31 protein-coding genes and 1 pseudogene are annotated in these 22,085 nt (G+C 67.6%); all 32 read right to left on the reverse strand.

Annotated features, from left to right (window positions below; all coding sequences use genetic code 11):
- Positions 1 to 157 precede the first annotated feature (157 nt).
- The 32 genes and pseudogenes from MK181_00170 to rpsC all read right to left on the reverse strand — a co-directional run bounded on the left by MK181_00170 (position 158) and on the right by rpsC (position 21,943).
- On the reverse strand, positions 158 to 1,291 hold the full coding sequence (locus MK181_00170) for a DUF3524 domain-containing protein (protein ID MCH2418215.1): 1,134 nt from the start codon (positions 1,289 to 1,291) through the stop codon (positions 158 to 160).
- Positions 1,263 to 2,363 (reverse strand): alanine racemase, encoded by a 1,101-nt coding sequence (gene alr / locus MK181_00175; protein ID MCH2418216.1) that lies wholly within the window; start codon positions 2,361 to 2,363, stop codon positions 1,263 to 1,265. Before alr ends, MK181_00170 begins: the two co-directional genes overlap by 29 nt.
- Positions 2,363 to 3,691 carry an NAD(P)H-hydrate dehydratase gene (locus MK181_00180; protein MCH2418217.1) on the reverse strand — a complete coding sequence of 443 codons (1,329 nt, stop codon included), beginning with the start codon at positions 3,689 to 3,691 and terminating at the stop codon, positions 2,363 to 2,365. Before MK181_00180 ends, alr begins: the two co-directional genes overlap by 1 nt.
- Before the next feature lie 58 nt (positions 3,692 to 3,749).
- Positions 3,750 to 4,115 (reverse strand): holo-ACP synthase, encoded by a 366-nt coding sequence (locus tag MK181_00185; protein ID MCH2418218.1) that lies wholly within the window; start codon positions 4,113 to 4,115, stop codon positions 3,750 to 3,752.
- 19 nt (positions 4,116 to 4,134) lie between these two features.
- Entirely contained in the window at positions 4,135 to 7,575 is a 3,441-nt protein-coding gene (locus tag MK181_00190; GenBank protein ID MCH2418219.1) for an SIS domain-containing protein, read from the reverse strand.
- 46 nt (positions 7,576 to 7,621) lie between these two features.
- The gene (locus tag MK181_00195; GenBank protein MCH2418220.1) at positions 7,622 to 8,968 is read right to left on the reverse strand and encodes a phosphoglucosamine mutase; all 1,347 of its coding nucleotides are present in this window, start codon (positions 8,966 to 8,968) and stop codon (positions 7,622 to 7,624) included.
- Positions 8,969 to 9,008: 40 nt separating this feature from the next.
- A complete protein-coding gene (gene rpsI, locus MK181_00200; GenBank protein MCH2418221.1) occupies positions 9,009 to 9,401 on the reverse strand; it encodes a 30S ribosomal protein S9 in 393 nt (130 codons plus the stop codon).
- 14 nt (positions 9,402 to 9,415) lie between these two features.
- A complete protein-coding gene (gene rplM / locus MK181_00205; GenBank protein MCH2418222.1) occupies positions 9,416 to 9,868 on the reverse strand; it encodes a 50S ribosomal protein L13 in 453 nt (150 codons plus the stop codon).
- Positions 9,869 to 10,003: 135 nt separating this feature from the next.
- Positions 10,004 to 10,792 carry a tRNA pseudouridine(38-40) synthase TruA gene (truA, locus tag MK181_00210; GenBank protein ID MCH2418223.1) on the reverse strand — a complete coding sequence of 263 codons (789 nt, stop codon included), beginning with the start codon at positions 10,790 to 10,792 and terminating at the stop codon, positions 10,004 to 10,006.
- Positions 10,793 to 10,803: 11 nt separating this feature from the next.
- Positions 10,804 to 11,157 carry a 50S ribosomal protein L17 gene (gene rplQ / locus MK181_00215; GenBank protein ID MCH2418224.1) on the reverse strand — a complete coding sequence of 118 codons (354 nt, stop codon included), beginning with the start codon at positions 11,155 to 11,157 and terminating at the stop codon, positions 10,804 to 10,806.
- Between the two features lie 4 nt (positions 11,158 to 11,161).
- Positions 11,162 to 12,100 (reverse strand): DNA-directed RNA polymerase subunit alpha, encoded by a 939-nt coding sequence (locus MK181_00220; GenBank protein MCH2418225.1) that lies wholly within the window; start codon positions 12,098 to 12,100, stop codon positions 11,162 to 11,164.
- 67 nt (positions 12,101 to 12,167) lie between these two features.
- Entirely contained in the window at positions 12,168 to 12,785 is a 618-nt protein-coding gene (gene rpsD / locus MK181_00225; GenBank protein ID MCH2418226.1) for a 30S ribosomal protein S4, read from the reverse strand.
- 1 nt (position 12,786) lies between these two features.
- Positions 12,787 to 13,185, reverse strand: coding sequence for a 30S ribosomal protein S11 (gene rpsK, locus MK181_00230; protein MCH2418227.1), 399 nt, complete (start codon positions 13,183 to 13,185; stop codon positions 12,787 to 12,789).
- The gene (gene rpsM, locus MK181_00235) at positions 13,185 to 13,562 is read right to left on the reverse strand and encodes a 30S ribosomal protein S13 (GenBank protein MCH2418228.1); all 378 of its coding nucleotides are present in this window, start codon (positions 13,560 to 13,562) and stop codon (positions 13,185 to 13,187) included. Before rpsM ends, rpsK begins: the two co-directional genes overlap by 1 nt.
- Positions 13,563 to 13,574: 12 nt before the next feature.
- Positions 13,575 to 13,688 carry a 50S ribosomal protein L36 gene (gene rpmJ / locus MK181_00240; GenBank protein MCH2418229.1) on the reverse strand — a complete coding sequence of 38 codons (114 nt, stop codon included), beginning with the start codon at positions 13,686 to 13,688 and terminating at the stop codon, positions 13,575 to 13,577.
- Between the two features lie 36 nt (positions 13,689 to 13,724).
- The gene (gene infA / locus MK181_00245; GenBank protein MCH2418230.1) at positions 13,725 to 13,949 is read right to left on the reverse strand and encodes a translation initiation factor IF-1; all 225 of its coding nucleotides are present in this window, start codon (positions 13,947 to 13,949) and stop codon (positions 13,725 to 13,727) included.
- A 170-nt stretch (positions 13,950 to 14,119) separates the two neighbouring features.
- On the reverse strand, positions 14,120 to 14,707 hold the full coding sequence (locus MK181_00250; GenBank protein ID MCH2418231.1) for an adenylate kinase: 588 nt from the start codon (positions 14,705 to 14,707) through the stop codon (positions 14,120 to 14,122).
- Between the two features lie 2 nt (positions 14,708 to 14,709).
- On the reverse strand, positions 14,710 to 16,020 hold the full coding sequence (secY, locus tag MK181_00255) for a preprotein translocase subunit SecY (GenBank protein ID MCH2418232.1): 1,311 nt from the start codon (positions 16,018 to 16,020) through the stop codon (positions 14,710 to 14,712).
- A 49-nt stretch (positions 16,021 to 16,069) separates the two neighbouring features.
- The gene (gene rplO / locus MK181_00260; protein MCH2418233.1) at positions 16,070 to 16,555 is read right to left on the reverse strand and encodes a 50S ribosomal protein L15; all 486 of its coding nucleotides are present in this window, start codon (positions 16,553 to 16,555) and stop codon (positions 16,070 to 16,072) included.
- Positions 16,552 to 16,740, reverse strand: a complete 189-nt coding sequence (gene rpmD, locus MK181_00265; protein MCH2418234.1) for a 50S ribosomal protein L30 — start codon at positions 16,738 to 16,740, stop codon at positions 16,552 to 16,554. Before rpmD ends, rplO begins: the two co-directional genes overlap by 4 nt.
- Before the next feature lies 1 nt (position 16,741).
- Positions 16,742 to 17,314 (reverse strand): 30S ribosomal protein S5, encoded by a 573-nt coding sequence (rpsE, locus tag MK181_00270; protein ID MCH2418235.1) that lies wholly within the window; start codon positions 17,312 to 17,314, stop codon positions 16,742 to 16,744.
- Entirely contained in the window at positions 17,314 to 17,670 is a 357-nt protein-coding gene (gene rplR, locus MK181_00275; protein MCH2418236.1) for a 50S ribosomal protein L18, read from the reverse strand. The genes rpsE and rplR overlap by 1 nt, the downstream gene beginning before the upstream one ends.
- The gene (gene rplF, locus MK181_00280) at positions 17,667 to 18,206 is read right to left on the reverse strand and encodes a 50S ribosomal protein L6 (protein ID MCH2418237.1); all 540 of its coding nucleotides are present in this window, start codon (positions 18,204 to 18,206) and stop codon (positions 17,667 to 17,669) included. Before rplF ends, rplR begins: the two co-directional genes overlap by 4 nt.
- Before the next feature lie 11 nt (positions 18,207 to 18,217).
- Positions 18,218 to 18,622, reverse strand: a complete 405-nt coding sequence (rpsH, locus tag MK181_00285) for a 30S ribosomal protein S8 (GenBank protein ID MCH2418238.1) — start codon at positions 18,620 to 18,622, stop codon at positions 18,218 to 18,220.
- A gap of 12 nt (positions 18,623 to 18,634) precedes the next feature.
- Positions 18,635 to 18,820 (reverse strand): type Z 30S ribosomal protein S14, encoded by a 186-nt coding sequence (locus MK181_00290; protein ID MCH2418239.1) that lies wholly within the window; start codon positions 18,818 to 18,820, stop codon positions 18,635 to 18,637.
- Entirely contained in the window at positions 18,820 to 19,377 is a 558-nt protein-coding gene (gene rplE / locus MK181_00295; GenBank protein ID MCH2418240.1) for a 50S ribosomal protein L5, read from the reverse strand. Before rplE ends, MK181_00290 begins: the two co-directional genes overlap by 1 nt.
- A gap of 4 nt (positions 19,378 to 19,381) precedes the next feature.
- Positions 19,382 to 19,696: a 50S ribosomal protein L24 gene (gene rplX, locus MK181_00300; GenBank protein ID MCH2418241.1), complete on the reverse strand. Its 315-nt coding sequence runs from the start codon at positions 19,694 to 19,696 to the stop codon at positions 19,382 to 19,384.
- A gap of 1 nt (position 19,697) precedes the next feature.
- A complete protein-coding gene (rplN, locus tag MK181_00305) occupies positions 19,698 to 20,066 on the reverse strand; it encodes a 50S ribosomal protein L14 (GenBank protein ID MCH2418242.1) in 369 nt (122 codons plus the stop codon).
- A complete protein-coding gene (rpsQ, locus tag MK181_00310; protein MCH2418243.1) occupies positions 20,066 to 20,338 on the reverse strand; it encodes a 30S ribosomal protein S17 in 273 nt (90 codons plus the stop codon). Before rpsQ ends, rplN begins: the two co-directional genes overlap by 1 nt.
- Positions 20,339 to 20,346: 8 nt before the next feature.
- A complete protein-coding gene (gene rpmC / locus MK181_00315; protein MCH2418244.1) occupies positions 20,347 to 20,583 on the reverse strand; it encodes a 50S ribosomal protein L29 in 237 nt (78 codons plus the stop codon).
- A gap of 2 nt (positions 20,584 to 20,585) precedes the next feature.
- Positions 20,586 to 21,002 carry a 50S ribosomal protein L16 gene (gene rplP, locus MK181_00320; GenBank protein MCH2418245.1) on the reverse strand — a complete coding sequence of 139 codons (417 nt, stop codon included), beginning with the start codon at positions 21,000 to 21,002 and terminating at the stop codon, positions 20,586 to 20,588.
- A gap of 314 nt (positions 21,003 to 21,316) precedes the next feature.
- Positions 21,317 to 21,943: pseudogene (rpsC, locus tag MK181_00325) on the reverse strand (30S ribosomal protein S3).
- Positions 21,944 to 22,085: the final 142 nt, after the last annotated feature.

Below are 22,085 nucleotides of genomic sequence, written 5' to 3' on the forward strand. Positions count from 1 at the left end.
CCCCCGTTCCGACGGCCGAGACAGGCCCGGCGGCCCTGTCAGCAGGCGATGAGGGCGGCCCGTTCCACAGCGGCCATTGCCAGGATCCGCAGGACGTTGACCAGGAACCTCGTGGTCCAGGACGTTAGTGCGAGGCTCTCGGTAGCCCGCCGGCTGCCTACGCCTCCAGTCGATCGTCGTAGTCGACCACCACCGTCCGCACGTCGAAACGCCGGATGTCCTCGTCCAGTCCGGTCATCTGGTCCCGCCAGTTGTCCAGGTCAGTCAGTACCTCGCGCAGCCGGTCGGTGAGCCCACCGTCGGGGTACAGGGCCACCCCGGCCCAGTCCCCCACCAGCTCCGGATAGCTCAGGCGGTCGGGGAGGACCGGAACACACCCGGCGGCCAGGGCTTCCACCACGGCGACACCGAAGAACTCGTGGTGCGCAGCGCTCACCACAACGTCACTGCGCCCCAGGAGGTCCACGTAGTCAGGACGGTCCAGGAAGCCGAACTGCACCACCCGGTCGCCCAGGTGGTCCTGGGCCTCGGTGAACTCCCGGGGGTCCACCCGCTCATTTTCCCCGGCCACGGCTACAGCGAAGGGCACCCCCTCTTCGGCCAGCCGACCCAGGGAGTTAAAAACTGCTGTGGGATTCTTGTCGTGGTCCCACCGCTGGTTCCACAACACGAGAGGAACCCCGGACGCGTGAACACCGACCGTCCGCCGCGACACATCGGCCAGTTCCACACCAACCGGCACGACGTAGCACGACCCGGCCACGCCGGGGAGGAAGGCAGCGTGAGTTAGGTCAGGTGCCCGGTCCAGCAGAGCCGGGAGGGCTGCCAGCAGGCCGTCTCGCTGGAAGGCGGAGTTGAACCACACCTGGTCAGCGGCGGCCATGCCGCGCCAGTTCACAAGGGGGAACTCGTCGTCAGCCCGCTGGTTGGGACTGAGGGGATGGAGCAGCTGGTTTTCGTGGAGGTACAGCACGACCGGGGGATCGCCGAGGAACCGCCGAGTTAGCCCCAGCCAGCCGGCCAGATCGACCATGCCCGACACCAGCACCACGTCCGGCGCCCCGTGCACGGCCACCGCCTCCCGAGTGGCCTCGGCCAGGGTCAACGCGGCGCCCCGCATCCGCCAACGCCAGAACGCTCCCGGATGGGACACGGGGACCACCTCGTGGCGGCTGTGCCGGACCAAGCCGTTGGCCCACGCGCCGTGGGAACCGCCGTGGAACGGCTCAACTAGTAGGACCCGGGCCACGATGAACCGCCCGCTATAGGTAGCGCCGGGGAGGTCGGGCACTCAGCGAGCAGAGGACCTCCCACGGGATCAGTCCAATGGCCTCGCCGACCTCGGCAGCACCGATCATCTCGTCGCCCTGCGCGCCGAGCAGGATTACCTCGTCGCCCAGGGCCACGGTGTCGTCGACCTCCACCATCAGGGCATCCATCGACACGACGCCCCGGAGCGGCCGTCGGCGACCCCCGACCAGTGCCTCACCAACCAAACCCCAGCGGCGAGGAAGGCCGTCGGCATAGCCCATGGGCACGGTTGCTAGCCGCGTCTCGTCCCCGCTTACCCATTGGTGCCCGTAGCCCACGCCCTCCCCGGCGTCCACCGTCTGCAGGTGGGTCACCTGGCTGCGGATGGCCATGGCCTGGCGCAACCCGAGCGGGGCGCAGTGGGGGCGGACCTCCGTGGAGGGCTCCACCCCGTAGACGCCGATACCAACCCGCACCAGGTTCCGTCGGGTGTCCGGGCGGCTGACCGTGGCCGCTGTGTTAGCCATGTGCACGATCGCCGGTCGGATCCCAGCCGACGCTAGGTCGTCCAGAGCAAGGTCGAAGCGCCGAACCTGCCGGTCGGTGAACGGGTCGTCGGGGACGTCGGCCACCGAGCAGTGGGTGAACACCCCTTCCAGGCCAAGGCCCAGGTCCTGGACCAGCCGGGCGGTGGTCAACGCCTCGGCGGGTCGGACCCCCACCCGATGCATGCCAGTGTCGACCTTGAGGTGGACCGGTGCCCCGGGATCGGCCACCGCGGCGAAGGCCTTGATCCCAGCCTCCGTGTAGACGGTGGGTCGAACCCCACCCAGCATCACCACCTCGGCCATCTCTTCCTGTCGTGGCTCGGACAGCAACAGGATCGGGGCATCGAGCCCGCCGCCCCGCAGGGCGGCTGCCTCTTCCACCAGAGCTACAGCCAACCAAGTGGCACCAGCCCCGAGGGCCGCCTGGGCCACCGGCAGGGCACCATGGCCGTAGCCGTCGGCCTTGACCACCGCGCACATCTCGGCCGGGGCTACTAGGTCGCGGAAGACAGCCACGTTGTAGGCCACCGCCTCAAGGTCCACCGTGACCCAGGTAGGGCGCATCAGGCCACCGTTTGTCCGGAACCGTCCACGCCCAAAGCCACCAGAACGTCGACCAGCCTCGCTGATAGGTCCCCGGCCACTACCCCGGTGGCTGGGAGGCCGTCCAGGAGGCGTCCGTGGACGTGGGCAGCGGCAGCAGCGGCCTCTAGGGCACCAGCCCCCCGGGCCAGGAACGCTCCCAGGATGCCAGCCAGCACGTCACCGGATCCTGCGGTGGCCAGGCGGCGGTCACCCGCTGCGGCCAGCAGGACTCGTCCGTCTGGGTGGGCCACCACGGTGGTCGGACCTTTGAGCAGAACCACTGAACCCGTCCGTCCGGCCAGGCTGCGGACGGCCCCTATCCGGTCGGAACCCGGAGACTGCTCGGCCAGGCGTTCGAACTCGCCGTCGTGTGGGGTGAGGACGGCCTGGGGACCTGGTCGGATCGTCGTGCCGGCTAGGGCGGTTAGGGCATCACCGTCCACGACCAGCGGACGGTTCACCCCGTCCACCAGACGCCGGACCCCCTCCGCCACCTCCTCGGAGGTCCCCAGCCCGGGACCCACCACCAGGGCGGCAAAGCGCTCTAGGTCCGCATGGTCTGGGCCCGGAACGCTGTCGACCGGGTAGCGAACCACCTCTACGGGGGCCTCGGCCTCACCCCACCCCGGGGTCGACAGGCGTACGTATCCGGCGCCCGCCCGTTGCGCGGCCTCGGCAGCTAGTGCGGCTGCCCCCTCCATTCCCACCGACCCGGCCACGACCCAGCAGGCGTTCGCCCACTTGTGGGTGTCGTCCGGCCGGTTGGGCACTAAACGGGCTACGTCGTCGTCGTCTACCAGGTGGGTCCGGGCCGACGAGGTGTCCAGGCCGATGTCGGCCACCTCCACCCGTCCAGCCAACCCCGGCCCGTCGGCAAACAGCAGGCCTGGTTTCAGGGCGGTGAAGGTGACGGTGCGCTGGGCCGACGTCGGTGCGCCCCGGGCCTCACCGGTCAGGCCGTCCACCCCTGACGGGAGATCTACGGCTAGCACCGGAGCGTCGGTAGCCGGCGCTTCGTAGGACCGGCCCAGGCCGGTGCCGTAGGCGGCATCCACCACCAGATCGGCCACCGGTAAGCGACCGGGGGCATCAGCAGCGTCGACCACCGTGGTACGTACCCCCCGTCGCTCTAGGCGGGCCGCCGCTACCCGACCGTCGGCGCCGTTGGAACCCTTGCCGGCCACCACCACCACGCGTCGCCCGTACGCCCCACCCATCAGATTCAGCGCGGCCCGGGCGACGGCGGCCCCGGCCCGGTCCACTAGGACCTCTGCCGATTCGGACGCCGCGGCGTCCGCGACCGCCATCTCGTCTGGTGTTAGGACGGGGATCAACGGAAGGCCCGGATCGGCCGGTGTCCGCCGGTCACAGCGCCACGACGGTGGCCTGGGCCAGCCGGTCACTGTGGCTCAGGGTGACCAGCCACCGCGTCACCCCGGCCCGTCGGGCCACCTCCAGCGCCTTACCGTGCAAAACCAGCGAGGGAGGGCCCAGGTCATCCCGCACTACCTCAATGTCGTACATGGCCATACCCCCCAGCCCCAGTCCCAGGGCCTTCAGCGCGGCCTCCTTGGCAGCGAAGCGGACCGCGTAGCGGCCCGCTGGGTCTACGTGGGCGTCAGCCCGGGCCCGCTCGTCGGGCCGAAACAGGCGATCGCGCAACGAAGGGGTTCGCTCCAACGACCGTCGGAAGCGGTCCACGTCCACCAGGTCCACCCCGATCCCGATCACCGTGCCCCCTCCTGGCGGCTCAGCCGCGGAGCCGATCGGCGATGGCTAGCACCGGATCGATCAGCAGGTCGTCGACGGGTAGGGAGGCCAGCAGGTCATCCCGTAGTTCCGGTTCCGTCTCGCACACAACGTCGCGCACGGCGCCGTAGCGATTGTCGTAGCCCTGGAGCACCCCGCGGAGGACTTCGGGGTCCAGGCGGTCGCGCAGCGACACGTGGAGAAGTGTCAGGCCGACTGTCTCTCGGTCCTTTACCTCGGGGACCAGGACGATGGTCCGGTCGTCGCGGGCGCCCCGGGTCACCAGGACGTCACGCTCCCGGGCCACACGGTGCTTGGTTCCCCGCAGCGCTGGGTCCCGGTCGGTCCGCGACGGGATCCCAGTGGACACACCTCCCCGGTCGACAATGGCCAACGTAGGCGCCGGACCATCCAATCCGTCCACCCGGTACCGGGTGAAGCCGACCACGTCGGCCACCGCCGGATCGAGGGCCACCAGCACTCGCAGTGTTCGGTAGCTGAGCGAATCACGGGGGGCGCCGGCGTCTAGGACGGCCCGGGCCAGGCGGGCCTCCAGCAGCGTCTCGTCAGTCCGCGAGATACCCACCGTCACCGTTTTGGCCTGGTGCTTGATGGCGTCGATGGGACGGGTCAGCTCCTCGACGGCCACCGTCAGGGCACCGGCCAGGTCGTCGAGCACCAGGGCCGGCGTACCGACCCGGCCGAACTCCAACTGGTAGGACTCCAGCGGCACATCCCCGAGGGCAAAGCGGAACAGGGTCGACAGGCGTACGGCAGTCGACGCCTCCAGGTGACCGTTCAGCCGACCATTGCGGAGCTCGTCGGAGAACGCTGTGGCTGCCAACCGCAGTTCGTCACGCAGGGCCCCATCTACCGAGGCTCCCGGCTCGGCCTCCGAGGATAGGAGGTACACCGCCTCCCGCTCGATGGCCGCGTGAGCCTCCCGTAGGGGCTGGGCCTGGGCGTCTATGGCCCGGGCCGCCTCGTAACCGAACAGGTGCCCAACCATGGTCGAGAGGACGAAGGACAGTCGGGGATGGACCACTGGAACCAACACCACGTCCAGCGCCTCCGAGAACCGCGACGAGCCAGCATCGGCCACCACCACCGGGGCCGCCCGGTGAGCCCGGTAGATGGCCACCTCCTTGGCCACGTCGTCGGCCGTCGAGCCAACCAGCCCTGTGGCGCACACCAGGATCAACGGCTCGGCCGACAGGTCGATGTGCTTCTTATCCTCCGTGGCGTCGGCCGAAATCGATTTGTAGCAGAGCTCCGACAACTTGATCCGGATCTCCCGGGCAGCCACCAGGTTGGGTCCGCTACCCACCACGGCCCAGTGCCGGCGAGCCGGTGCGTGGCGATCAGCTATCTCGGCAATCCGGTCTCGCTGGGCCAGCACCTCGCCCATGGCCTCGGGCAGGTCACGCAGGCCGGCCAGCACCCCGGCACGGTCCGGCGCGCCGCCGACCCCGACTGCGTCGGCCACCGCTGCGGCTAACAGCACCCCGGCCACCGCCTGGGCATAGAAGGCCTTCGTGGAGGCCACGCTCATCTCCACGTCACGACCGTCAGACGTGTACAGCACCCCGTCGGACCGGTCCACTAGGTCGCTGTTTCGCCGGTTGACGATGGCGACCACCCGAGCCCTCCGGGCCCGGACCAGATCCACCGTGCGGTTCGTGTCGGTGGTGGTGCCGGACTGGCTGATGGCTACCACCAGGGTGTCGGACATGTCGGGCACCAGGCCAAAGCCCGAAAGCTCGGTGGCCGGCAGGTCGTCCACCTCGATGCCTGTTCCGGTCAACTCCTCGGCCAGTGAACGGGCCACCGATCCGCCGGCTACCGCGGCGGTGCCCTGTCCGATAACCAGTACCCGCCGGATGGCGCCAGCGGCCAGTTCGGCCCGTAGGTCGTCGCACAGCACCTCGGACCCCAGACGAACCCCAAGGGTGCCGTCGCCGTCTGCCACTAGGCGACCCCGCAGGGTGGAACGGACCGAGTCTGGCGACTCGCTGATCTCCTTGATCAGGAAGTGGGGGTGGTCCCCCCGGTCGATGTCCCGGGTGGTGACCTCAGCCCGAGACAGGTCGGCTGACGTGACCGGCAAGTTTCGGCCGTCGTATGACCGACGGGTGATGCCATCCACGGAACCGGCACTGGCGGCGTCCAACTCCACGATCTGTCCCCGACTAGCCCCCGGGTCGTCGGGGTCGGCCGGTGTCTCGCCGTCCATCCTTAGGTAGTCGGCGGTCAACTCCACCACCCCGTAAGGCTCGCTGGCTACCACGAAGGTGTCCTCAGCCAGACCGACGAAGAGACCCTGACCACTCCCCCGCAGGGATAACAACAGGCGGTCCGGGGCATCGCCGGTAGCCATGCCGATGGCAACCGAACCCTCGAAGGCATTCACCGTGCGCCGGAAGGCCTCCAGCCGTTCACGGCCAGCTGCCAGGTGGGCGGCGCACAGCGCGGGAACCACCTTGGCGTCCGTAGTGATCTCCGGAGCCAGGCTCAACCCCTCGGATGCGGCCAGGTCGGCATGGTTGTCCACGTCACCGTTCTGGACGACGGTGACCAGCGGCACCGTCTCCCCGTCGGCCCGGGTGGAGTCCACCGGGTGGGCGTTGGGTTCCGAGATGAGGCCCACGCTGGCCCAACGCGTGTGTCCCAGTAGGGAACCCTGCACGGCCGGGGCGGCCAGCGCCCGGGCTAGGAGCCTGTCGGCGACCAGGGCGGACCGAAGGACGGCCGTGTTGTCGCCCAGCTCGCCGATCTCGGCCGAGGCCTTCACCACGAATGCCAGGCCGCCACCGTCCAGCACCCGGACGCTGCCCGAGCGATGGAGTGGATCGGCCGAACGGGCAACCACCTCCGGATCGTGCTGGTCGATCCCATGGTTCCAAACCGTGATCTGCAGGCCGGCCGAGTCACGACCCCGGACCTCCAACCGGTCGAGAGCCGAGAGGGCCTGCTGGGCGGAAAGTAAGACGGCGAGACCGGCGTCACTGGGAACCGGCCGTTCCTGTCGTAGGGAGGTCACCCCAGCAAACGCGCCCAAGCGGTCTCGCGACACGGTCCAGAGGACGTCCCGGACGCGGACCAGGGCAGCGTTGGCCGCCTCCACGTCTGGAGATCCGGCGACCGCGGCCTCCAGGCCGGCTAGGTGAGCCGGAACCGGTGCCAGGACCTCGTTGATCCGGCTGACCAGCGTGGGATCCCGATCCAGGGCCAGCAGCCCTGGAACCCCGCACAGCAGCCGATCGGCCTCGCCCAGCAGGTCGGCGGCTTCCCCCAGGAGGTCCGGCTCGACCCGGGCCAGCAGGTCGACGGCCCCGACCAGCGGGGCCGTAATCCGCTCGGCCGTGGGGACCTTCCGGTCGGACGGTCGGCGGAGGACCGCGATGATGCCGCACATGTCCTTGTGACTGCCCTTTCGCTCCATCGCACCGACCGGCGGTCGGTGCACAGACTCTAGGAATTCTACGGGTTCAGATCCGGTCGGCCCGCTCGACAGCAGCCACCAAGCGGTCGGCCACCTCCGAGGCCTCAGCGGTGTCGTACGCCTCCACCATCACCCGGACGACTGGCTCGGTACCCGACGGTCGGACTAGCACCCGCCCGGTATCACCCAGTTCGGCCTCGGCGAGAGCCAGGTCGTCGGCCACCGCGGCCACCACCGCGGCCCCGTCCGAAGAAACGGGAACGGCGTGGAGGACCTGAGGGGCCCGGACCATCAGCTCCGTCGCCCGTTCACCCAGGGTCCGGCCACTGCGCCGGGCGGCATCCAGGGCCTGGATCCCGGTTAGCAGGCCGTCGCCAGTGGTCGCCAGGTCGCGAAAGACCACATGACCCGACTGCTCGCCGCCCAGCACCCAGCCGTTGGTCTCTAGGGCCTCCAGCACGTAACGGTCGCCAACCGCCGTCTCGTGGACAGTGAGGCCGTGGTCGACCAGGGTCCGACGCAGCCCCAGGTTGGCCATCACAGTCACCACTACGGTGTCGCCGGGCAGGGCACCGCGCTGGTACCGGTCGATGGCACAGATTGCCAGCAGGTCATCGCCGTCGAGCAGGGAACCGTCATCGGCCACGGCAAGCACCCGGTCCCCGTCACCGTCGAAGGCCAGACCGGCATCGGCCCCCGCCTCCACCACGGCGGCCCGTAGGTCTCCCGGGTGGTTAGACCCGCAGTCCTCGTTGATGTTGCGACCGTTTGGACAGGCGTGGAGCACAGCTACATCTGCCCCTAGGCGGGTCAGAACGTCGGCGGCGAACGCTGACGTGGCGCCGTTGGCACAGTCCACAACCAGGGTTAGGCCGGAAAGAGACCCGTTGCCGGCCGAGGAAGCCACCGCGTCGGCCCAGGGGGCTGCCCCATCCGGGTCGTCGGACCAGCTCGACGACCCGCCTCCTCCGTCCCGTCGCGGCTCGACATCCCATGCCGCCTGGACGGCGGACTGCACGACGTCGTCCAGCTTCCGACCGCCGGCGGAGAACAGCTTCACCCCGTTGTCGTACCAGGGGTTGTGGGAAGCCGAGACCACGGCACCGGCCACCCCGTCAGCGGCCGCCACGTGGGCTACGGCCGGTGTGGGCGCCACGCCGAGGGACAACACCTGGAGCCCACCTTCGGATAGCCCCTCAGCCAGGGCCAGCGACAACCCGGGACCCGACTCGCGGGTATCGCGGCCGATAACCACCCGGTCGGCACCCAGGAGCGGGGCGGCGGCCAGGCCGAGGGCGCGGACCGACGGTTCGTCGAGTCGGGTGCCGGCACGGGCGCGAACGCCGTCGGTACCGAATCGGAGGCCCGCCGGAGCGACCTCGGGCTCTGCCATCGCCGCAGCGTAGGAGCCGGACCGGTGGTCCAACCGTCGCCTAGCGCTTGGAGTACTGCGGAGCCTTACGGGCCTTGTGGAGGCCGTACTTCTTGGACTCCTTCTTGCGGTCGTCCCGCTTCAGGAGGCCGGCCTGCTTGAGGGCGGGCCGACGCTCGGGCTCGAGCGCCTCCAGCGCCCGGGCGATCCCGAGCCGCATGGCCCCAGCCTGTCCGGACACCCCACCACCGTGCAGCGTGGCGTCGATGTCGTAGGCGCCCTCGGTGGCCGTGACCCGCAGCGGCTCCATGAACACCAGGCGGTGGCTCTCCGACGGGAAGTAGTCCTCGGCAGTCCGACCGTTCACTGTGACGGTGCCGTTGCCGGGACGCAGCCGGACGCGGGCGACCGACTCCTTGCGACGACCGGTGGTCTGGATGAGGGGGCTGGGCATCGTGGACTCCTGGTTCAGGCCTTGCGGGCCCGTGCGTGGTCGATGGCCAACGGCTGCGGCTGCTGGGCCTCGTGCGGATGGTCGGGGCCGCGGTAAACCTTTAACTTGGTCAGTTGCTGGCGACCTAGGCGGTTCTTGGGGAGCATGCCCCGGATGGTCCGGCGAACCGCCTCCGCGGGCTTGTCGGCCAGCAACTTGCCGTAGGACCGGGTGCGAAGGCCGCCCGGATAGCCAGAATGGTCATAGACGTTCTTGTCGGTCGCCTTGGCGCCGGTCAGCACGACCTTGTCGGCGTTAATAATCACCACGTGGTCGCCGGTGTCGATATGGGGGGTGAACGTCGGCTTGTGCTTTCCGCGTAGGATCGCCGCCACCTCGGAGGCCATGCGACCGAGGACGAGACCGTCAGCATCCACGAGGTGCCAGACGCGCTGAATCTCGCTGGCCTTGGGGGTGTACGTGGACACGGAAACCACCTGATTTCATGGGGAGAACACTTGCTGCGGACCGCGGTGGCCGACCCGGCCACCGGGGATCGGCACCACAACCGGGTGCGATCGAACCGAGGACCAAGGCTACGGGCGGCACCCCTACCCGGCAACCTACGGCGAGGCGGAGGTGGCCCCCGGATAGTCCACCGACCAGAAGGTCAAGCCCTCCGGTGGGGCCGGCTCCCCGGCCGCCTGCCGGTTCTTGGCCGCCAGGATGCTGGGCAGGGCATCGGCGGCCAGGTGACCCCGACCCACAGCTACCAGGGTCCCGACTACCGAGCGCACCATCTGGTGGCAGAAGGCGGTGGCCGACACCTCGAACTCCAGGAGGTCGGCGCCCGACAGGCCGTCGGCCACCCTCCGCCACGACGCCGCGGTGACCCGGCGCACCAGGCCGGCCGACGTGCCGTCGGGCCGGGGCGTGGGACGCCGACAGAATGATGAGAAGTCGTGCTCGCCGACGAGGTCGGCGGTGGCCAACTGCATCGCGTCGACGTCAAGGGGTACCGACACGTGCCAGGCTCGCAGGGCAGTGAACGGATCGGGGTCCGGACGATCCAGGATGCGGTACCGGTAGGTTCGCCCGATGGCACTGAACCGGGCGTCGAAGTCGTCGGCCGCACGCTCCAACGCTGTCAACACGACCGACGGCCTGCACTGGCGGTTCACCGCCCGCCGGACGGCCTCCAGAGAAGCGTCGTCCGGGGCGTCGAAACTGACCACCTGGCCCACGGCGTGCACGCCGCGGTCGGTCCGCCCTGCACAGGTCAGCACCACATCGGTACCAAGAACCCTCGACAGTGCCCCGCTGAGGAGGCCGGCGACCGTCGGGACGCCATCGTTAACGGCGAACCCGTGGAACGGGGACCCGTCGTAGGCGACGGTTCCCCGGACCCGCATGACGGGAGGGCTCAGACCAGCTCGATGCGCGCCATCGGCGCGTTGTCCCCGTGGCGGGGGCCGACCTTCAGGATCCGGGTATAGCCACCCGCCCGGTCGGTGTACCGCGGCGCGATCTCATCGAAGAGCCGGGCCGCCATCTCGCGGTCCCGGAGGAACGCCACTACCTGGCGGTGATTGTGCAGGCCGCCCTTCTTGGCCTTGGTGATGATCTTCTCGGCGATCGGCCGGACCGCCTTGGCCTTGGCCTCGGTGGTAGTGATCGCCTCAGCGGCGATGAGCGACGCCACCAGGTTGGCCATCATCGACTTCTGGTGGGCGGAGCTGCCGCCGAAGCGACGGCCCCTCTTAGGGGTCGCGGGCATGGCGTCAGACCCGGACCCGGAGCGTCAGGCCGCGCTCGTCGAGCTTCTCGATGACCTCGTCCAGAGACTTCTGGCCGAAGTTGGTGACGGCCAACAGGTCGTCCTCGGTCTTCTCCAAGAGCTGGCCGACCGTGTCGACCTGGGCACGCTTGAGGCAGTTGCGGGGCCGTTCCGACAGGTCCAGGTCCTCGATGGGGAGGTCTAGGTCCGGTGAGCTGCCACCCACTTCCTCAGCCTCGCCCAACTCCAGGCCGCGGGCTTCGTCGCTCATGTCCTCCACCAACTGCACAAGAGTTCGCAGGGTGGCACCGGCCGAGGCCAGGGCGTCACGCGGGCTGACCGAGCCGTCGGTGGTGATGTCCAGCACGAGACGGTCCATGTCCTGGGTTTGGCCGACAGAGACAGGCTCCACGTCGATCGATACCCGCCGAACCGGCGAGAACAGGGCATCCACCGGGATGACGCCGATGACGCCCTCGCCGACGGCACGGTCCGAACCCAGGTAGCCCCGGCCCACCTCGACGGTCAACTCGAGGGCCAGACGGCCCTTAGGAGCGATGGTGGCCAGGTGCAGATCCGGGTTCAGAACCTCAACCTGGTCGTTGGACTCGAGAGCCGCCGCAGTGACCTCGGCTCCGCCGCGGACGTCGACCCGCAGGGTGACCGGCTCGTCACTGTGGGAGCGCAGCTCGACATCCTTCAGGTTCAGGACAATGTCAGTGACATCCTCCACCACCCCTTCGATAGTGCCGAACTCGTGCAGAGCGTCGTCGAACTTCACCTGAGTGACCGCAGCGCCCGGGATAGACGACAGCAGCGTCCTCCGGAGCGAGTTGCCCAAGGTGTGGCCGAAGCCCGGCTCAAGCGGGCCGATGGAAAACTGCTGACGGTTGCCGACGGCTTCGCCGACGGCTTCGACGGTCGGTCGCTGAATGACCAGCATGGGGTGTCCTTCTCGCCTTCGTACTTGCGTGGATACGTGACTGTCCCGGGACCCGAAGAGCCAGGGACTACTTGGAATAGAGCTCGACAATGAGCTGTTCGCGAACCGGAACGTCGATCTGCTCGCGGAGGGGTAGTTCTCGGACGGTGACCTCGTGGCCGTTCTCGCCCATGTCCAACCAGGCCGGGGCCTGTCGGTCGAGCACGTCGATGTTCCACTGCACAACAACCATCTTGCGGGCCTTGTCGCGCAGTGTGACTACATCGCCCTTCCGGCAGCGATAGCTGGGAATGTCTACCCGGCTGCCGTTGACGTCCACATGGCCGTGGTTGACCAGTTGCCGGGCCTGCGGTCGGGTAGCGGCCATGCCGGCCCGGTAGACGACGTTGTCCAGGCGAAGCTCCAGGTACTGGAGCATGTTCTCGCCCGTCACGCCCTGGCGACGGTTGGCTTCGGCGTAGATCCGACGGAACTGCTTTTCAGACAGGCCGTATGCGAAGCGAGCCTTCTGCTTCTCCTGAAGCTGCACCAGATACTCGGACGGGTTCCCCCGACGTCGGGTCCGGCCGTGCTCGCCGGGCGGGTACGGGCGCTTGTCCAACGCCACAACCTCACCCTTGGTGCCGAAGATGTTGGTACCGAGGCGGCGGGAGACCCGGGCTCGGGGGCCGGTGTAGCGGGACATGTCAGACCCTCCGCCGCTTGGGCGGCCGACAACCGTTGTGGGGAATTGGGGTGACGTCCTTGATGCCCGTCACCTCGATGCCGACGTTCTGGATGGTCCGGATGGCCGTCTCGCGACCGGATCCGGGGCCACGAACCACTACGTCGACCTTGCGGACACCGTGTTCCATGGCCCGCCGGGCGCACTGCTCAGCCGCCATCTGGGCGGCAAACGGCGTCGACTTGCGGGACCCTTTGAAACCGACGTTGCCGGCCGAGGCCCAGGCCAGGGTGTTCCCACCCTGATCCGTAATGGTGATGATCGTGTTGTTGAAGGAACTCTTGATGTGAACGACCCCGTGCGGGACGTTCTTCCGTTCCTTCTTACGGGGACGTCGACCCCCGGCAGCCGGCTTCGCCATTACTTCGTGACCTGCTTCTTGTTAGCGACCGTCTTGCGGGGACCCTTACGGGTCCGGGCGTTGGTGTGGGTGCGCTGGCCACGGACCGGAAGGCCACGACGGTGGCGGAGGCCCTGGTAGCAACCGATGTCCATCTTGCGCTTGATGTTCTGGGACACCTCGCGACGGAGGTCGCCCTCGACCTTGAGCTGCTGGTCGACAAACACCCGGATCGAAGTGACCTCGTCGTCGGCCAGGTCACGCACCCGGGTGGAGGGGTTGACGCCGGTGGCCTCGCAGATGCTCGCCGCCGATGTGCGACCGATGCCGTGGATGTAGGTCAGCGCGATCAGTACCCGCTTCTCGCGGGGGATGTCGACGCCGGAAATTCGTGCCATGCCTGACTACCTCTAGCCCTGACGCTGCTTGTGGCGGGGGTTGGTGCAGATGACCTGCACGCGACCGTGACGCCGGATCACCCGGCACTTCTCACAGATTCGCTTGACGCTCGCTCGGACCTTCATACTGTTCTCTCTCGTGTGCTCGCCACTCGCAGCGGACTACTTGTAGCGGTAGGTGATCCGACCTCTCTGGAGGTCGTAAGGGGTGAGCTCAACCTGGACGCGGTCGCCCGGAAGGATCCGGATGTAGTGCATCCGCATCTTCCCGGAGATGTGGGCCAGCACGTTGTGGCCGTTCTCCAGCTCGACGCGGAACATGGCGTTCGGCAGCGGCTCGAGAACCGTGCCTTCCAGCACGATCGCATCTTCCTTGGGCTTCGGCAGTGTGGCTCTCCTGGTCGTTATGTTCGAAAGGGTAAAAAACTGCTTCACAGGCCGGGCCCGGGAGGCTGCTCGCGAAGGCACTCACCCGGCGCGGGACAGTGGGTAACGCTATCGCAGGCCCTCCGGAGGGCCAACCCCCGTCCGGCCGGTGTGGTGTGCAGAACCGCAGGTCACGACGCGTCTCCGACGCTCAGCCGTCTGTCGATGGCGGTTGTGAGGCGGGTGAACACGTCATCTTCAATGCCTAGGCCGTCAACCACCTCCAGTAGGCCGCGTTCGGCGAACCAGGCCAGTAGCGGCGCCGTCTCTGACTCGTACAGGTCCAGACGGCGGCGAATAGCCTCCGCCGTGTCATCAGCCCGGCCCCGAGCCACCATGCGGGCCGTGACCTCGTCGACGGGAACGTCGAGGTTCACGGCGGCATCCATCGGAGTCCCGGCCTCGGCCAGAAAGCCTTCGAGCGCCGAGGCCTGGTCGGGGGTCCGGGGATAGCCGTCCAGCAGGAAACCATGCTCGGCCACGTCGTCCTGGGCCAGCCGCTCGGCCACGATGCCGTTGATGAGGTCGTCGCCGACCAGTTCGCCGGCGTCCATCACGGCCCTGGCCTGCAGGCCCAGTTCCGTCTCGGCGCCCACAGCGGCGCGCAACATGTCACCGGTCGAGATGTGCACCGTGTCGTAGGCCTCCACCAGGCGTGATGCCTGGGTGCCCTTTCCGGAACCCTGGCGTCCGAGGATGACGAGACGGACGGCGGTCATCGCTACTTGAGGAAGCCCTCGTAGTTGCGCATGGTGAGTTGCGAATCGACCTGCTTCATGGTCTCCAGAGAGACACCGGCGGCGATCAAGATCGAGATTCCGATGAAGCCGAAGCCGGCCGCACCGCCCGAGCCCACCCCGGCACTGGTGTCCAGGAACACATTGATCAGGATCGACGGGACCAGCGCCACGCCGGCGATGAACAGGGCGCCGGGCAGCGTGATGCGTGACAGTATTCGGGCCAGGTACCGCTCAGTCTGGTGGCCTGGACGGATGCCGGGCACGAACCCGCCCTGCTTGCGGATGGTGTCGGCCTGCTTGACCGGGTCGAAGGTGATCGCCGTGTAGAAGTAGGCGAAGCCCACAATTAGCAGGCCGGTGATGGTGAAGTAAAAGACGTTGTCCGGCTGGGCCAGGTTGTTGTCGATCCAGCCCCGGAAGCCGTCCCAGGGCAGGGCGGCAGCTACCAACACCGGTAGGTACAGCACAGACGAGGCGAAGATGATTGGGATCACGCCCGACTGGTTCACCTTCAGCGGGATGTAGGTGTTCTGGCCGCCATACATCCGGCGACCCACCACCCGCTTGGCGAACTGCACCGGGATGCGTCGCTGACCCTGCTCCACGAAGACGATGGCGGCGATCATGGCCATCAGGACGGCTACCACCACGACGGAGGCCACCACCCCATTTTCGGCATGGATCAGGGAGCCCTGGGCCGGGAAGCCGCTCACGATAGAGATCATGATCAGCAGCGACATACCGTTGCCGATCCCCTTTTGGGTGATCAGCTCGCCTATCCACATGAGCAGCGCCGTTCCGGCGGTCAAGGTCAGGACAACCACGCTCACCGTGCCGATGTGAAAATCGGGCAGCAGATTGGCCCCCGACTGACCAGAGATCGAGTTGCCGCGGTCGTTGAACAAAAACGCGAAGCTCGTGGACTGGATGACAGCGATGGCCACCGTCAGGTAGCGAGTCCACTGGGTAATCTTGCGCTGACCGACCGCTCCCTGCTGCTGCCACTGCTCGATCCGGGGTACCACCACGCCGAGTACCTGCATGATGATTGACGCCGTGATGTAGGGCATGACGCCTAGGGCGAACACGGCAAAGCTGGTCAGGGACCCGCCGGAGAAGAGCTGCATGAAGGCCAGAACGCCCCCCTGGTCCGCCCGGTCGCGCAGCAGTTGGACCTGCTCAACATCGATACCGGGGGCAGGCATGAAAGCGCCCACCCGGTAGAGCAGGATCATGAGCAGGGTGAACACGATCCGCTTTCGCAGATCCCCCACCCTGAACATATTCAGCATGCTGGATAGCACGTGTGCTCCTGTCTCTGGTCTGGTCCGGACGACCCGGTCAGCGGTTCATCAGGGCGTTGCCGCTGGCCGGTGGGCGCACGGCGAAGGGCAGGGGTAGCTTCTCGACGCTTCCACCGGCCGCAGTGATAGCGGCCTCGGCCGAGGCCGAGAAGGCGTGGGCCCGCACGGTGACGGCCCGGGTAACCTCGCCCCGACCCAGCACCTTGACCAACGACTTCTTGCCGACCAGGCCGTGGGCGTGCAGAGTCTCCGGTGAGATCTCGTCGAGGCCACTGGCCTCGATAGCGTCGAGGTTTACCGCCTGGTACTCGACGCGAAACGGGTTCTTGAAGCCCTTGAGCTTTGGAATCCGCTGATGAAGGGGCATCTGGCCACCCTCGAAGCCGACCCGAACCGTGTTACGGGCCCGCTGTCCCTTCATGCCGCGGCCAGCGGTCTTGCCGCCCCTACCGCCGATACCGCGTGCGACGCGCTTGGCGCGCTTCTTGGAGCCGGGGGCCGGCTGCAGATCGTGGATCTTCATTCTCCGTCGACCTCCTCGACCTGGACCAGGTGGGGGACCCGGGCGATCATGCCCCGGATCTCACCCCGGTCGGGCAGGGTGTTACTGCGACCGATACGACCCAGGCCCAGAGCACGTAGGGTCCCCCGCTGCTTGGGCTTGGCACCGATGCCACTTCGGACCTGGGTGACGATGAGTTGTGCCATGTCACTCACCGTCAGAACCGTCGGACGCGCCCACACCGGCCTCGGTGCGGCGGTACGCGGCAAGCATGGCCCCCGGCACGAACTCCTCTGGGTCCAGGCCGCGCAGGCGGGCTACCTCGTCGGGCCGGCGCAGGGCCTGTAACCCGGCGATGGTGGCCCGGGCCACGTTGATGTGGTTGGGTGATCCCTGCGACTTACAGAGCACGTCGTGGATGCCGGCCTCTTCGAGAATGGCGCGGGCGGCGCCACCGGCGATCACACCGGTACCGGGGGCGGCCGGCTGGAGCAGGACCCGGCCGCCACCCATGATCCCCATGATGGGGTGGATGATGGTCGAACCGGCAAGCGGCACGCTAAATAGGTTTCGCTTGGCCTCTTCGGTCCCCTTCTGGATTGCCAGCGGGACCTCCTTAGCCTTGCCGTAGCCCAGGCCGACTCGACCGGCGCCGTCGCCGATCACCACCAGGGCAGTAAACGAAAACCGGCGACCGCCCTTGACCACCTTGGCCACGCGGTTGATGTGGATGACCCGTGACTCCCGAAGGGAGGCGTCGTCGTTGGTGTGAGGTGCCACTAGAACTCCAGTCCGGCATCGCGGGCGGCGTCGGCAAGCGCCGCCACCCGGCCGTGGTAGAGGTAACCGCCGCGGTCGAACACCACGGTGGCGATTCCGGCCTCGCGGGCCCGCTCGGCGATCAGGCGACCGACTTCGGTGGCCGCGGCCACCCCGGTCGTCCCGTCGGCCACGCCGGCCTGCTGGGTCGAGGCGCTGGCCATCGTACGACCGGTCTGGTCGTCGATGACCTGTGCCGAGATGTGCCGCGAGGAGCGGAACACCGCCAGGCGGGGCCGCGCCGCGGTCCCCCGGACCGCCTTGCGGATCCGATGGTGGCGCCGCTGACGCGCTCGGGACCGATCGACGGTGCTCACTTCGCCGCCTTTCCGGCCTTGCGGGCCACGTGCTCGCCGAGGTAGCGCACGCCCTTGCCCTTGTAGGGCTCCGGCTTGCGGTGCGAACGGATGTCGGCGGCCACCTGGCCGACGACCTGCTTGTCGGCACCCGACACGATGATGCGGGTCGGTTCTGGCACCTCAAAGGAGATGCCGTCCGGGGCCTCGACGAGAACCGGATGGCTGAAGCCGAGCTGGAGCTCGAGGGCGTCGGTTCCCTTGGCGATACAGCGGTACCCGACACCCACGATCTGGAGTTCCTTGCGGAAGCCCTCCGACACGCCGACCATCATGTTGTTCACCAGTGAACGAGTCAGCCCGTGCATGGCCCGGTTAACCCGCTCGTCGTCGGGGCGCTCGACGAGGATCTCCTCGCCGTCTTGGCGGACGGTGATCTCGCCGGGCACCTCGAGGTCCAGGGCTCCCTTGGGGCCCTTCACGGCGACCTGGCGGCCGCTAATCGAGACCTCGACGCCCGACGGCACGGGGATGGGGGCCTTCCCGATTCGGGACATGTCCTCCTCCTCTACCAGACGTAGCAGAGGACCTCGCCGCCGATCCTCCGGCGGCGAGCCTCGCGGTCGCTCATAAGCCCGCGACTGGTCGAGATCACGGCTACGCCGAGACCACCGAGCACGCGGGGGATCTTGTTCGAGGCGCTGTAGACCCGTAGGCCCGGGGTGGATACCCGCTGCACACCGCTGATAACGCGCTCTCGCTCCGAGGAGTACTTCATCTCGATGGTCAGCACCTTCCCGGGGCTGGTCGTGGAGTCCGACACCTCGTAGCCACGGATGTAACCCTCAGCCTGGAGGACGTCAGCCAACGCCACCTTTTGCCTGGACGACGGCATCTTCACGCCCTCGTGCATGGCCTGGTTGGCGTTTCGGATACGCGTCAGCATGTCGGCGACGGGATCGGTCATGGTCATATCAGATCCTCCTCACCAGCTCGACTTCGTCAGCCCGGGGATCTCCCCGGCGTGGGCCATATTCCGCAGGCAGATCCGACAGAGATTGAAGGCCCGGTAGACCGACCGCGGTCGGCCGCAACGACGGCACCGCGTGTAGGCACGAACCTTGAACTTCGGGGTCTTCTGCTGCTTATTGACCAGTGCTTTCTTGGCCACTACTGCCCTTCCTTCCGGAATGGGAAACCGAACGCCGTGAGCAGTGCCTGCCCACTGGCGTCGTCGGACGCGGACGTCACGATCGTGATGTCCATTCCCCGGGTGCGATCGACCTTGTCGTAGTCGACCTCCGGGAAGATGAGTTGCTCGGTCACCCCGAACGTGTAGTTCCCGTTGCCGTCGAACGACCGGGGGCTGAGGCCGCGGAAGTCGCGGATCCGGGGGATGGCCAGGGTGATCAGGCGGTCCAGGAACTCGTACATGCGGTCGCCCCGCAGCGTGACCTTGGCACCAATGGCCTGACCCTCGCGGAGCTTGAAGTTCGAGACGGACTTGCGGGCCCGGGTTATGAGCGGCTTCTGGCCGGTGATGACCTCGAGGTCGGCCACCGCCCCGTCCAGAAGCTTGGCCTGCTGGGCGGCGTCGCCGACACCCATGTTGACCACGATCTTCTCCAGCCGCGGAACCTGCATAACGTTGGACAGGCTCAGCTCGTCCTTCAGGGCGCTGCGGATCTGGGCGCCGTAAAGCTCCCGCAGCCGCACGCTCACCGTCATGGTGTCAGCCATCGAGGTCCACCCCCGTCCGCTTGCAGATACGCACCTTGTCGCCGGCGTCGTTGTACCGGTAGCCGATGCGGGTGGGCCGACCGTCCGACGGGCTCAGCACAGCGACGTTGGAGGCTTCGACAGGCATGGCCTTGTCGATGATCCCGCCCTGCATGGTGGCGTTGGTCGGCTTCTGGTGGCGCTTGGCCATGTTTACGCCGTCCACGATCACCTTGTTCTCGGCGGGCATGGCCCGACTCACATGACCCTCCTTGCCTCGGTCCTTGCCAGCCAGGACGCGCACCTTGTCGCCCTTCCTGATCTTCATCTCAGAGCACCTCCGGGGCAAGCGAGACAATCCGCATGAACTTGTGGTCTCGCAATTCCCGACCCACCGGGCCAAAGATGCGGGTTCCACGCGGCTGGTTCTGATCGTTGATCAGCACTGCGGCGTTCTCGTCAAAACGGATGTAGGACCCGTCGGGACGGCGACGCTCCTTCTTGGTGCGCACCACAACGCACCTCACGACCTCGCCCTTCTTGACCGCCGCGCCCGGGTTGGCGTCCTTCACCGTGGCGGTGAACACGTCGCCGATCGACGCGTAGCGGCGCTTTGAGCCGCCGAGCACCTTGATGCAAAGCACCTCGCGAGCACCTGAATTGTCCGCCACCCGGAGTCGGGTCTCCTGTTGGATCATTACTTCGCCCTCTCCAGGATCTCGACCAGGCGCCAGCGCTTGAGTTTGGACAGCGGGCGGGTTTCCTGGACCCGCACGCGATCCCCGACGTTCATCTGGTTCTCCTCGTCGTGAACGTGAAGGCGCTTGGTCCGCTGGACGGTCTTGGCGTACCGGCGGTGCCGAACCCGGTCGACCGTCTCCACGATCGCTGTCTTGTCTTGGACGTCGGACACCACGAAGCCCTCGCGCACCTTGCGGCGGTTCGGGCGCCCCGTGGTTGGTTCGGTCATCTCGGCCATCAGTCGGCCACCTCCTCGCCAGCCGCCTCGAGGGCGTCGGCGGCGTCGATCTCGCGGGCTCGTATCTCGGTGAGCACGCGGGCAATCTCCTTCTTGATCGACCCGACCCGGGCATAGTTCTCCAACTGGCCAGTGACCAGCTGGAACCGCAGGTTGAACAACTCCTCCTTGGCGTCGCTAAAGCGCTCCAGGAGATCGGTGTCGCCGAGGTCGGTCAGGGACCTGTTCTTCGCCATGGCTAGAAACCCTCCTCGCGGACGATAAAGCGGGCCTTGATGGGCAGCTTCTGGATGGCACGGTTGAGGGCGGCCCGGGCCACCTCGGCGTCGTAGTACGACAACTCGAACAGCACTCGGCCGGGCTTCACGACAGCGACCCAGTGTTCGGGGTTTCCCTTGCCGGACCCCATCCGGGTCTCGGCCGGCTTCTCCGTAACGGGCTTGTCCGGGAAGACGTTGATCCAGACTTTGCCACCGCGCTTGATGTGACGGGTCATGGCAATACGGGCGGCCTCAATCTGACGAGCCGTGATCCAGCCCGGCTCAAGCGCCTGGATCCCGAACTCTCCAAAGGTGATCTCGGTCTGGCCCTTGGAGGCGCCCCTCATCCGCCCGCGGTGGTGCTTGCGGTGGCGGACCTTCTTCGGCATCAGCACGGTCAGTCACCGTCCCCGCCGCGGAAGTGCGGCGTCTCGTGGGCCTCGCGGGTGGAGGCCTCAATGGCCTCCTCCTCCGCTAGGAGCTTCTCGAATTCAGCGTCGCCCTCTTTAACCAGGGGTGCCGGGTCGGCGTCAGGTGTCTCTGCGGCCGGGGCCTCGGTGTCCACAACCTCGGGTGTCTCAGTGGCTTCAGTCCGACGGCGAGCGGCAGCCGACGACACCACAGTGCGCGGCTTGGTCTGGCCCGAGGTCTCCCCGGCAGCCATCGCGGCCTCCTTGGTGATCTTGTCCTCGAGGAGGCTCTTGTAGGGCAAGATGTCGCCCTTGTAGATCCAGACCTTCACACCGATGCGGCCGTAGGTGGTCCGGGCCTCGCGGAAGCCGTAGTCGATGTCAGCCCGCAGGGTGTGCAGTGGTACCCGGCCCTCCCGGTACCACTCAGTGCGGGACATCTCGGCGCCGCCCAGGCGGCCCGAGCACTGGACCCGGATGCCGAGACCGCCAGCCTTCTGGGCGTTCTGAACGGCCCGCTTCATGGCCCGTCGAAAGGCGACCCGACCGGCCAACTGGTCAGCCACACCCTGAGCGATAAGAGCGGCGTCGAGCTCTGGTTCCTTAATCTCCTGAATGTTGAGCTGGACGGCGTGATTACCGGTGATCTGGCCCAGGCCGGCCCGCAGACGGTCGGCCTCAGCGCCCTTGCGCCCGATGACTATGCCCGGGCGGGCCGTGTGGACGTCGACCCGGACCCGGTCCCGTGTGCGTTCCACCTCGACGCGGCTGATGGCGGCGTGCGGCAACTCGTTCATGAGGTAGTCGCGGACCTTCCAGTCCTGGAGAAGGTTGTCGGAGTACTCCTGCCGGGTGGCAAACCATCGCGACTTCCAGTCGGTGGTGATCCCCAGGCGGAAGCCGTACGGATTGACCTTCTGGCCCATCAGTTGGCCTCTTTCTGCGCGTCATCGGCCGACTGGTCGGCGTCGGCCCCTTCGGTGGTCTCATCGGCCACCGGCTCATCCACTGCATCCTCGACGACCTCGTCAGCGGTGGCCTCATCGATCTCAACAACCTCGTCGCCGG

Source organism: Acidimicrobiales bacterium (assembly GCA_022452035.1).
Taxonomy (GTDB): Bacteria; Actinomycetota; Acidimicrobiia; order Acidimicrobiales; family MedAcidi-G1; genus UBA9410.